General features: G+C 68.9%; 11 protein-coding genes and 1 pseudogene. 6 read left to right on the top strand and 6 right to left on the bottom strand.

All coding sequences use genetic code 11. From position 1 onward, the window contains the following. Window positions 1–149: 149 nt before the first annotated feature. From D452_RS31970 to D452_RS0117135, 6 genes and pseudogenes are all read right to left on the bottom strand, one after another. A pseudogene (locus D452_RS31970) lies at window positions 150–257 on the bottom strand (FAD-dependent monooxygenase); the annotation flags it as partial. Continuing rightward, on the bottom strand, window positions 254–1,441 hold the full coding sequence (locus D452_RS0117155) for a glycosyltransferase (protein WP_017545378.1): 1,188 nt from the start codon (window positions 1,439–1,441) through the stop codon (window positions 254–256). The gene D452_RS0117155 and the pseudogene D452_RS31970, both read right to left, overlap by 4 nt. Next, window positions 1,438–2,268 (bottom strand): alpha/beta hydrolase, encoded by an 831-nt coding sequence (locus tag D452_RS0117150; RefSeq protein WP_017545377.1) that lies wholly within the window; start codon window positions 2,266–2,268, stop codon window positions 1,438–1,440. The genes D452_RS0117155 and D452_RS0117150 overlap by 4 nt, the downstream gene beginning before the upstream one ends. Beyond that, window positions 2,258–3,304 carry a methyltransferase gene (locus tag D452_RS0117145; RefSeq protein WP_017545376.1) on the bottom strand — a complete coding sequence of 349 codons (1,047 nt, stop codon included), beginning with the start codon at window positions 3,302–3,304 and terminating at the stop codon, window positions 2,258–2,260. The genes D452_RS0117150 and D452_RS0117145 overlap by 11 nt, the downstream gene beginning before the upstream one ends. Window positions 3,305–3,377: 73 nt before the next feature. Next, a complete protein-coding gene (locus tag D452_RS0117140) occupies window positions 3,378–4,190 on the bottom strand; it encodes a tryptophan 2,3-dioxygenase family protein (RefSeq protein ID WP_017545375.1) in 813 nt (270 codons plus the stop codon). Further along, a complete protein-coding gene (locus D452_RS0117135; RefSeq protein WP_204366620.1) occupies window positions 4,187–5,302 on the bottom strand; it encodes an aminotransferase class V-fold PLP-dependent enzyme in 1,116 nt (371 codons plus the stop codon). Before D452_RS0117135 ends, D452_RS0117140 begins: the two co-directional genes overlap by 4 nt. Before the next feature lie 455 nt (window positions 5,303–5,757). Here D452_RS0117135 and D452_RS0117130 point away from each other — a divergent pair, with 455 nt between their 5' ends. The 6 genes from D452_RS0117130 to D452_RS0117105 form a co-directional block, all read left to right on the top strand. After that, complete coding sequence (locus D452_RS0117130) at window positions 5,758–6,231, top strand: VOC family protein (RefSeq protein WP_017545373.1); 474 nt, start codon at window positions 5,758–5,760, stop codon at window positions 6,229–6,231. Next, window positions 6,228–7,100, top strand: coding sequence for a hypothetical protein (locus D452_RS28465; protein ID WP_017545372.1), 873 nt, complete (start codon window positions 6,228–6,230; stop codon window positions 7,098–7,100). Before D452_RS0117130 ends, D452_RS28465 begins: the two co-directional genes overlap by 4 nt. Further along, on the top strand, window positions 7,097–7,984 hold the full coding sequence (locus D452_RS0117120) for an LLM class flavin-dependent oxidoreductase (RefSeq protein WP_017545371.1): 888 nt from the start codon (window positions 7,097–7,099) through the stop codon (window positions 7,982–7,984). The genes D452_RS28465 and D452_RS0117120 overlap by 4 nt, the downstream gene beginning before the upstream one ends. Continuing rightward, entirely contained in the window at window positions 7,984–8,787 is an 804-nt protein-coding gene (locus tag D452_RS0117115) for a PhzF family phenazine biosynthesis protein (RefSeq protein WP_017545370.1), read from the top strand. Before D452_RS0117120 ends, D452_RS0117115 begins: the two co-directional genes overlap by 1 nt. Window positions 8,788–8,919: 132 nt before the next feature. Then, window positions 8,920–10,269, top strand: a complete 1,350-nt coding sequence (locus D452_RS0117110; protein WP_017545369.1) for an NDP-hexose 2,3-dehydratase family protein — start codon at window positions 8,920–8,922, stop codon at window positions 10,267–10,269. A gap of 4 nt (window positions 10,270–10,273) precedes the next feature. After that, window positions 10,274–11,270: DegT/DnrJ/EryC1/StrS family aminotransferase (locus tag D452_RS0117105; RefSeq protein WP_017545368.1), on the top strand; the 997-nt coding region annotated here is incomplete at its 3' end.

Raw genomic sequence — 11,270 nt, 5'->3', positions numbered from 1 at the left:
TCCGCCGTCCACAACTCGCCGTTCCGGCTGACACCGGTCCGCTCCCAGCGAGCCAGGTGCCGGGCCACGGCGTCCGCCAGGTCAGGCGCGGCACGGCGGAGGAGGTCGAGTGCCTCCGAGGGGAGGATCACGCCGAAGCCGGTGTCCTCTCCCCGGTTCCGTTCCCACACGACGGCGTGGTCCGCCACCCCGCGCTGCTTGACCAGCAACGCGGTGAGGAGGCCCGCCGGGCCTCCGCCGATGACCGCGACTCTCACGACCTCACCTCGGCCCGCTCGCCGACGATGGACGAGAGCCGTGTGGCCACGGTGCGAACCGATGGCATCTCCTCCATCTCCCGCTGAACCGCGGCCGCGGCCCCGCGCTTGGCGGAGGAGGTGAGCACATCGACGGCGGCCTTGGCGAGTTCGGCGGAGTTCAGCCCGTTGGGGTCGACCATCGTGCCCGCACCGCACGCCTCCACCGCCTGGCCGTTGCTCATGCTGACCGTTCCGGCGATGGGGATCACCACCTGCGGCAGGCCCGCGGCAAACGACGTCAGCAGGCTTCCGGAGCCGCCGTGGTGCACGATCGCGTCCGCCTGGTCGAGGGCGAACTTCAACGGCAGCCACCGCTCCAGCCGCACCCATGGGGGCAGCGGGACCGGAAGGCGGTCCAGGACCGCCCCGCCGGAGAGGATGACCGCTTCGCACTCCGTCCCCTCCAGAGCCTCGATGATGCGACGGTAGGTGTCCCCCCGCTGGGCCTGAGCCTCGGTGGTCCCGCAGGTCAGGATCACGCGTGGCACGTCACGCTCGTGAAGGAGCCACGGGGGCACGTCGCCCGCGCCGTTGAAGGACCCGTACCTCATGCCCAGTCGGTGTCGAGGTTTCCCGTTGGTCCAGGGCAGCTCGGCGAAGTTCGGTAGGGACGGCGGCAGCACGTCCAGCTCGACATCGGCCTCGGGGACACAGTCGGGCAGGTCGCCCCGACTGGTGAGCATGTGTTCCAGTGCGGGGGCGAACGTGGGGAGCGGGATCCCGTACCCGTGCAGCACCCCTACGGCTCCGAGCGCGCGGGCCACGACCAGACCACAGGCGTGGATGCCCGGGTACACGACGGCCTCCGCACCCCACTGCCGACCGATCCCGAGCAGGTCGTCGAGCATGCGCAGCCCGACCTCGCCGAAGTAGGCACCGTGCACCCGCAGAGCCTCCGCGTCGTCCGCCGCGTGCCCGGACTCCCCGCGCGCGATGACTTCGAGCAACTGGTCATAGGGTTCTCGCGCGTCGAGCCGACCACCCGCGTCGACGGTGGTGAGCCCGGCTCGGCGCGCGGTGTCCGCCGCGGGGCCCGTGGTGGCCACCAGGACGTCGTGGCCGTCCAGGGTGAGCTGTTGGGCCAGCGGTACCAACGGCAGGACGTGGGAGACAACCGGCATCGATGTGAACAGGTACTTCATGAAGTGGGGGTCACCCTTCCCAAACGATCCAGGCTGAGTCGACCGAATCCGGTCTCGGAGTCGGCCAGGTCCAACGGCAGGTCGAAGTGATCCCGGTCGGGAACGACCTGGGAGACGACCGGGAGGTCGGAGCCCGCGAGACGGGCCTCGTACGCGCGCTGCTGACGGAGATAGGTGCGGGTCTCGTACCGGCCCGCGGCGAGGAGGACCGCGTCGCACCGCGGAGCGGGCATCCACAGGGGGCTGTAGTCCCGTGCGGTCTCGCGGGTCAGGCCGAGGGCGTCGTTGACGTAGGTCTCGGGGATCTCGGTCAGGTCGTACAGGCCGCTGAGCAGGAGGGCTCCCCTCACGCGTGGCGTCGCCGGGTCGGCCAGCGCGCACGCGAGCAGGTGGGCGCCCGCGCTGCTGCCCGCGACGTACATCCGGTCCGGGTCGATGCCGAAGGACGGTCCCCTGTCGGCGATCCACACCAGGGCGCGTTCGACCGAGGCGATCATGTCGGGCAGCGTCCGCTCCGGCGCCAGGCCGTAGCCGACGGCGACGTAGGCGAGGCCGTGGCGCACGGCGTTCTCGGCGGCGAAGCAGGCGTCGTCGATGCCAGACTCCTGCCAGTGCCCGCCGTGCACGAAGACGAGGGCGGGAGACCCGGACGCGCCGGCCGGGAACAGGTGACACCTCTCGCCGGGTTCGTCCCCGTACGGCACGGACTCCTCGACCCGGAGTCGGTCCCGGGCCGCGGCCCCGCGCTCCCGGTACAGGCGCAACGAGCGTCGGGGGTGGCGCGCGACGGAGCTCGGGGAGTACTCGGTGTCGAGGTCAGACGGCATCGGGTTTGCTTCCCTCGATGACGCCGTGCGGCGTCCAACCGTTGCCCCGGATGCGCGTGATGTCCACGAACCCCGTCTCCTCCAGCCAGGTCTCGTGCTCACACCACTGGTAGATGGTCGCCTCCTCGGCGGGGAGCGTCGCGAAGTAGACGTTGTCCAGGGCGGCGTAGAGCGGTCCGCGCCCGTCGTCGTCCGCGAACGCGTTGAAGACCGCGACCCTCCCGCCGGGCCGCAGCGCGTCGTGCGCCTTCTTGAGGAGTTCCCGGTTCTGCTCCGGTGACCAGATGACGAACTGGTGCGCGAAGAGGACGAGGTCCGCACCGGTCGGCCAGGCGTCGGAGAACATGTCCCCGACCACGACGTCGACGCGGTCGGAGAGCCCGGCCGCGCGGATGTTGTCCCTCGCCACCTCGATGGCGCCCTCGAGGTCGAAGACCGTCACCTTCAGGTGGGGGTGGGAGCGTGCCAGCGCGATGGCGTTGACCGCGTCACCGCCGCCGACGTCGAGAACGGTCGCGGTGTCGTGGAAGTCGACCTGACCGAGCAGCACGGGATTGGAAAGCTCGGACCACGCGTGCATGCCGCGGAAGAACAGGCTCTCGAGTTCGGGCGCCTGCTCCAGCCGGGTGTACAGGTCGTTCCCCCGTCCGGGGAGGTGCCTGAGCCCCTCGTTCTCCCCGGTGCGCAGCGACTGCGCGTACTCCGTCGCCGGAAGGTAGGAGAGTCTCTGCTGGAAGTCGATGATGTTGCGGATCAGCGGCCACGTGCCGTCCTTGATCGCTTCGCGCAGCGGGGCGCTCGGCACGTACGTTCCGTCCGCATGGTCGGTGAGCCCGAGCGAGGTCGTGCCGAACATCAGCTTGCGCGCCGACTTCGCGGGCAGGCGCAGCCCCTCGGCCACCTGCTCGCAGGTCGACGGGCCATTCTGGGTGAGGTACTCGAACAGCTGAAGTTCGGAGGCCGCCCGCAACTGCTGGAACGCGGAGAACCCGAATATCAGTGGAACAAGTGACTCCAGGTCGGCTTTTCCCGTCATGTCCTAGCTCCGATCAGTTCGACAAACTCTTGCTCGGCGGCGACGACGCGTCCGGCTGCGGACGCGTCACGAGTCATGGCGTCCCTCCCTGTGCCGGGCTCTCCAGACGGGTCCGGAACGTCCACAGCTCGGGGAAGAACCGGTGTTCGTTGATCTCCCGCAACCAGGAGGCCCCGTCCGTTCCGCCGGTCCCGCCCTTCCCGCCGAGCATCCGCTCGACCACCAGCAGGTGCGTGGCGCGCCATCGGGAGAACTGGTACGCGACCTCCAACAGGCACTCCGCGAGCCGGTGCGGACCCCGGTGGGTCCTCGGGTCGCCATAGATCTCCAGCCAGACATCCTCGACTCCGGCGTTCGGTTCGTGCTGTTCGGTCTGCGGCCGCCGCAGGCAGGACTCCGGGACCGCGAAGCCCCGCCGGCCCAGGTGGTGCAGCGCGGCGTCATACAGCGACGGCTTCGCGAGTTCATCCCGCACCCGCTCGGGCCCCTCGCGCAACGCGGCCCGGACGTGCCGCGCGGGTCGGTTCCCCAGGGAGAACTCCAGCGTGCGATAGGCGAAGGACTGCACGCCGGACGCGTCATCGAGGACGTGGCGGAACGCGACGAACTCGTCGGCGGACATCCCGTTCATGGCCTCCCAACAGGCCGCGAGAACGCCCTGGCTGCGGACAGCCCTGGCCAGGGCCAGGCAGGCGCCGTCGAGGTCGTCGTGACCGAGCTCGGTCCTGGCCGAGTCGAGGTCGTCGGTCACCATCCGGAAGAGCAGCTCCTTGACCTGACTGATCAGGAGGAAGCCCAGTTCTCCCCGGACATCGCTTCGGGGGCGCTGTAGTTCGTGCAGCTCGTCCATGCGTGCGTACGAGACGTACTCGGGTACCCCGGTCATCGTGACCTCTCCAGGACGTGGGCGAGTTCCCGCGCCGCGTGCCACACCTGCACGTGGCTCACGTACAACGGGGCGAAGGCGATCCGGATCAGGTCGGGCGGGCGGGAGTCGATGAGGACGCCGCGCTGGGCCAGCTCGTGCTCGACCTTCGCCGCATCGGGAACGTCGAACGCCACGTGCCCGCCCCGACGGTCGACGTCTCCAGGTGAGGCGAGCCGCCCGATGAGGTGGGGGGAGCGTTCCTCGACGCACGCGAGGAAGAAGTCGGACAGCGATCGGTTGCGTCGGCTCAGCGTCTCGATCCCCGCCCGGGTCAGCGGGCCCAGGGCATGGTGCAGCGCGACGAGGCTGAGAAGCGGCGGAGTCCCGGTCCGGGCGCGGTCGACGCCGTCGGCCGGAACGAAGTCGGGAGACATGTCGAACGGCTTCGCGTGGCCGTGCCATCCGGACAGGGGCAGATCCACGGTGGCCTGCAACCGCTCCGCCACGTAGAGATACGCCGGCGCCCCGGGGCCTCCTCCCAGGTACTTGTATCCACACCCGACGGCCAGGTCGACGCGGTTGTCGTCGAGGTCGATCCGCAGGACTCCCGCGGCATGGCTGAGATCCCATACCGAGACCACTCCCGCGGCGTGGCAGCGGTCGGTCGTCGGTCCGATCTCGCGGAGTTCACCGGTGCGGAAGTCCACTGGGGCGACGATCGCCGCGGCGATCCGCGACCCGTGGGTCTCCAGGGCCGAGTCGAATCCAGCCGAGGACTCGACAAGCACACGGAGGCCGAGCAGGCGTGCCACCGACTGCGCGATGTACAGGTCCGTAGGGAACGCGTCCGCCTCGATCAGCAGGAGCGGCCGGTCCCCGCGTAGACGGCAGGCGGCCACCAATGCGTTGAAGAGCGTGGTCGACGTGGTCTCCCCCGCGACGACGACCTGACCCGGCCCGGCCCCCAACAGCTCTCCGATCGCGTCGCCGACAGTACGCGGCAGGTCGAGCCAGCCCTCGGCGAACCAGGCCTGCACCTGCCGGGGCGCCCACTGGCGGTCCACCACCCGTTCGAGTTCGCGCAGCAGACCCGTGTGCGGAGGCCCCAGCGAATTCCCATTCAGGTGCACGAAATCACCCAAGGAGAATTCGTCCACTCGCCCAGAAATCGGGTCCTCGGCATCCAGTCGCCTGGCCTCATCGAGCGTTTCGCGCATGTGCCCCCTTTCAGGCTCCGAACCGGCGACGACTCCTTCGCCCCGCCGTACGAACCTAGCCGATCGAGAGGACCCCGCACCATCAAAGAATGCTCAGCCCATTGTCAGAAATCCTCTGAAGACAGGGGCCGCGAAGTCGGCCGACAGGTCTCTGATCACCGGTGGCTGCGTCCCGTTACGGCGGCTCGGGACCTCTTCCGGAGGCCATTCCGGACTCACGAACACCGGACCCTCCTCGGGCCACCGGCGCGACCTGGTGATTTCAGCCCTTCCTGGGAAAATTTTAAGTCCTCTGAATATCTTCTGATTGCCGGCCGGACCGGGCTCGCCGAGCATAAGTCAGGAGTATCACCAGCCATGGGGGCCTCATGAACAGAATCGAAATCGCACCGAAGTTCAACCACATAGCCATCCAGACCGATGACGTGGACTCAACGATCCGCTGGTACGGGGACTTCCTCGGTGCCACCGTCGAATGGAAACTCGACACGTTCTCCCCGCTCACCCTCGAACGACTCCCGGGCATCAGGGAACTCGTGGAGCTGAAGGCGGGGGAAGTCCGGTTCCACGTCTTCGACCGGATCGACCACTCTCGGTCCGGGCCGACTCCCCTCGACTACCAGTTCCAGCATCTGGGGCTCGAGGTGGGCGAGGCCTCGCACCTCGTGGAGCTGCGGGAGCGCTGGCTACGCGTGCGGGAGTCCAACGAGGAGATCCGCTGGAACCGGGAGGAGCCCCCGTCGGAGATCGTGGTCGACCCGGACGGAATGCAGAGCCTCTACGTCCTCGACCCCAACGGGTTGGAGATCGAGTTCATCTACTTTCCGAAGGCGAAGGCATGATCGCACCGGACGAGCACGCACCCTTCCTACCGCGGACGCTCCGCCTTCCGCCGACCGGGCACGGGTACGGCGCGGACGACGGCGCCCCCTCCGTCGTCCATCCACTCAGTCAGGAGAAGTACGAACTGTACGGCCCCGCGTGCGCGGACGCGTTCGCTCTCTTCTGGTACCGATGGGTGACAGGGCACCAGATCTCCTTCCTCCTCTGGCGGCTGCTGGGCGACGCCCTCGAACGCAGCGCTCACCGGGCGCCCACGCAGGGGGAACGGGAGGCGATGGCGGCGTGCGTGGACGGGTACAGCACGATGCTGCTCTACTCCGCCACCGTTCCCCGCGCGCTGTACCACACGCACATTCGCGAACGCATGTCGCTCCAGCATCCCGCCTTCAGCGGAGCCTGGGCGCCCGACTACCGTCCGCTCCGCCCGCTCTTCCGGGCACGGTTCCCCTGGCAGGCGGACCCCTCGTGCGGGCCCCTGCGCGAAGCGATCGAGCTCAACCACCTGACGCACGCCCGGATCGCGGACCATCTCGTCCCGGACGGGCAGTCGCTGCTACAGAAGCACTCCGGCAGGGCGGGCGTCTCACAGGAGAAGGAGGACCTGTTCGACGGCTTCTTCATGACCGTACGGGGCTCCGTCAGCCGCTCCTCCCTCTGCGACCAGCTGAACTCCCGGATCGCGGGGGTCACCGCGGACCTGGACCGCAACGGCCTGTATCCCGAGGTCGACGGCAAGCACCACACCCTTGCCCCGGGGCCGTCGGACAACGCGCTGGAGCGCCTGGCCCCGAACGTGCTCCTGCTCGCGCATCGCGCCGCCCAGCTCTCGGCGGACGCGGAGAACTCACTTGAGGAAGCCCACCTATGAAGCACGGCGTCGTGTTGCTGCCCGAGCACGAGTGGAAGGTCGCCGCCGAGCGATGGCGCGCGGCCGAGGAACTCGGATACCACCACGCATGGACCTACGACCACCTGATGTGGCGCTGGTTCGCGGACCGCCCGTGGTACGGCTTGATCCCGACCCTCACCGCCGCGGCCACAGTCACCGAGACGATCGGGCTGGGGACTCTGGTGGCCACGCCGAACTTCCGGCACCCCGCCGTCCTCGCCAAGGACCTCGCCACGCTCGACGACATCTCCGGGGGCCGCGTCATCTGCGGGCTGGGGGCCGGTGCCCCCGGGTTCGACACGACCCTCCTGGGCCAGCCCGAGATCTCCCCGCGCGAGCGGGCGGAGCGGTTCGAGGAGTTCGTCGGCCTGCTCGACACACTGCTCACCACGGGAGACCTGGACCGGTCCTCGCGCTGGTACACGGTGGCCGGGGCGACCTTCCACCCGCGGGCGGAGCAGGGACCCCGCCTGCCCTTCGCCGTCGCGGCCGCCGGCCCGCGAGGGCTGGGGCTCGCTGCCGGGTTCGGGCAGTACTGGATCACCAGCGGACCGCCCAACGACTTCCGCTCGCGGCCCCTGCGCGAGGTCGTGCCGGTCCTGCGTGAGCAGATGAGCCGCCTCGACTCGGCCTGTGAACGCGCGGGGCGCGATCCCGCCGACGTACGCCGCCTGTTCGTGGCGGACGCGTCGGCGGGCGGAATCACCGCCTCCGTGACGGCGTACGAGGACGCCACGAGCGAGCTCGAAGGCCTGGGGTTCACCGACCTCGTCGTCCACTGGCCCCGGCCAGACCATCCCTATCAGGGCGACGAACGGGTCGTCCTCGACTTCGCCCGCAACAACCTGGGCGGGAGGCCGTGATGTCCCGCATCAGAGTGGACATGTTCGGTCTCTCCGCTGGCAGGGGGAGCGTGCTGGACGTCCTCGTACCGGACGCGGACCAGTCATGGGACGCGGCCGCGGTTTCCGCCCACGTGCGCGACACTGACGCGCACGAGACAGCCCTGGTGGTCTCGTGCGCGGACCGCGCCTTCACGACCAGGATTTTCCATGGGGACGGGGAGAGCCCCTTCGGCACACACTCCATGGCCGGAGTGGCCGCCTGCCTGGTCGCGCGCGGACGACTGACCCCCGGTTCCGACCTGGTCGAGCACATCACCCCCAACGGCACCCAGCGGCTCTGGACCGACGGACACCACGTCCGGGTGCCGTTCCACGGGCCTGCGGTCCACCACGCCGTCCCGATCGACCCCGACCTCGTCTCCCCGTACACAGGTCGGGCCTTCGGCGCCGGGGTCGGACGCCGGTTCACACTCGTCCACGTCGACGAGGACCCTCGGAACCTCCCGGCACCGGACCCGGTACTGATGCGGAAGTCGGGCCTCACCGACCTCACGCTCTTCCAGTGGGACCCCGAGCGCCGACACATGGCGGCGCGGGTCTTCGCCCCCGGGTTCGGCTTCCCCGAGGACGCTGGCTGCCTACCCGCCGCCAGTGCCCTCGGAGTCGCCGCGTTGAGCCTCGATCCCACGTCACACGGTGTGCCCGTGACCGTGAACCAGTCGACCGCGCGAGGCACGGAATCCGTCTTCACCTGTGTGGGCGCGATCGTCGACGGCACCGCCGACATCGAGGTGTCGGGAAGGGTCTGGGTCAGGCGGTGACCGCGGGCCGACCGCGGCGCCGAAGCGAGCCTGATCCACGAGAAGGCTCAGCCCAGGGCAACCAGACGGTCGACACGAACTCCTCGAACGGAAGGCACCGTTGACACCCTCAACGAGCAGGGAAGTGGTCAATTGTTCACCGACCTGAACCAATTCCACACATGGTTCGCCCACCGAGCCCAGGAACAACACCACCATGTCACCCGCGTCCCTCTCCAGGACCTCCACGGCTGGACCACCCACCCCGAAACCGGCGACCTCCACCACCACACCGGCGGCTTCTTCACCGTCCAGGGGCTGGACCTGACCCGCTCCGGGCGCGGGGTCGAGGCCTGGCAGCAGCCGATCATGGTCCAGCCCGAGCAGGGCGTCCTGGGAATCCTGGTCAAGGAGTTCAACGGAATCCCCCACTGCCTGCTCCAGGCCAAGATGGAGCCGGGCAACGTCAACGGCCTCCAGCTCTCCCCCACCGTCCAAGCCACCCAAAGCAACATCACCGGCATCCACGGCGGCAGAACCGTCCCCTACCTCACCTATTTCACCGCCCCCAGAAAGGGGCTGGTGCTCTCCGACGTCCTGCAGTCGGAACAGGCCTCCTGGTTCCTGGCCAAACGCAACCGCAACATGATCGTCCGGGTGGACGAACACGTCCCCGTCCTGGACGAGTTCTGCTGGCTCAGCTTCCCCCAGATCAGCGCCCTTCTGCGCCTGCCCAACCTGATGAACATGGACACGCGCACCGTGCTCGCCGGGGCCGCCGGGATCAGCCTCGGCGACGGCGACACCACCGAGGACTCCTTCCGAGGCGACCTGACCCGCTCCCGCGGGGCCCAGGAATCACTCCACTCGATGGTCGAGGTCCTCAGCTGGTTCACCGAAGCCAAAGGACGATGCACCCTGACCCGGCACACCATCCCACTCAACAAGGTCAGCGGCTGGTCCCACCGCGACGGCGCCATCAAACACGACCTGGACCTGCACTTCTCCGTTATCGGAGTTGCCGTGCAGAGCAACAGCCGCGAAGTCACAGGCTGGCACCAACCCATGTTCGAACCCCGCGGCCAGGGCATCATCGCCTTCCTGGTCAAGAACATCCAGGGAGTTCTGCACCTGCTCGTCCAGGCACGCATCGAGACCGGCGCCCTCGACGGAGTCGAGATGGCACCCACGGTCCAGTGCCAACCGGACAACTACAAGTGGCTCCCCGAGGCCCGCCGGCCCCTGTTCCTGGACGAGGTACTCGCGGCTCCGAAAGACCGCGTCCGGTTCGACAGCGTCCACTCCGAAGAGGGCGGACGCTTCTACCACGCACGGAACCGCTACCTCATGGTCGAGGTCGAGGACGACTTCGACCTGGACGTGCCCCAGGACTACACCTGGGTCACCCTGCGCCAGCTCACCGAGCTGGTGCGGTACGGCAACCACCTGAACGTCGAGGCCAGGAGCCTGCTGACGTTCTTCGGCTTCTACGAGGAGGCATAGGACAATGGCCACCCACGTATGGGACTACCTCCCGGAGTACGAGGCGGAGCGTGACGACCTCCTCGACGCGGTCAGCACGGTCTTCGCCAGCGGACGCCTGGTACTCGGAGAGAGCGTCCGGGGGTTCGAGGCGGAGTTCGCGGCCTACCACGGCGTCACGCACTGCGTGGGCGTCGACAACGGCACCAACGCGGTGAAACTGGCTCTGGAAGCGTGCGGGATCGGGCCCGGGGACGAGGTCATCACCGTCTCCAACACCGCCGCGCCCACCGTGGTGGCGATCCACGGAACCGGAGCCACACCCGTGTTCGTGGACGTCCGCGAACAGGACCACCTCATCAACCCCGCCCTGGTCGAGGCCGCCATCACCCCCCGCACCAAGGCGATCCTGCCCGTGCACCTCTACGGCCAGTGCGCCGACATGGACACCCTGGGAGCCATCGCCCGCCGCCACGGTCTGGCCGTCGTGGAGGACTGCGCGCAGGCGCACGGGGCGCGGCGCGACGGCGTCCTCGCGGGCAGCACCGGCGACGCCGCCGCCTACTCCTTCTACCCGACCAAGGTCCTGGGCGCCTACGGAGACGGCGGCGCCGTGCTCACCGGCAACGAGGCCACCGCAGCAAACCTGCGCCGACTCCGCTACTACGGCATGGAACAGACCTACTACGTGGAACGCCTGCCCGGGCACAACAGCAGGCTCGACGAGGTGCAGGCCGAGATCCTGCGCCGCAAGCTCACCCGCCTGGACAGCTACGTGCAGGGGCGCCAGGAAGTGGCCCGACGCTACGAGCAGGGCCTGAGCGACCTCTGCGCTCCGGGCGGGCTCGAACTCCCCTCGGTCACCCCGGGCAACGACCACGTGTACTACGTCTACGTGGTCCGCCACCCCCGCCGCGACCACATCCTGCGTCTGCTGCGCGAACGCCACGACATCGCGCTGAACATCAGCTACCCCTGGCCCGTGCACACCATGAAGGGCTTCGCGCACCTGAACGTGCCCG

The sequence above is a fragment of the Nocardiopsis prasina DSM 43845 genome (assembly GCF_000341265.1).
GTDB classification, from domain to species: Bacteria; Actinomycetota; Actinomycetes; order Streptosporangiales; family Streptosporangiaceae; genus Nocardiopsis; species Nocardiopsis prasina.
The sequence above is the reverse complement of the archived record's forward strand: the minus strand, read 5'-3'. Positions and strand labels throughout refer to the sequence as shown.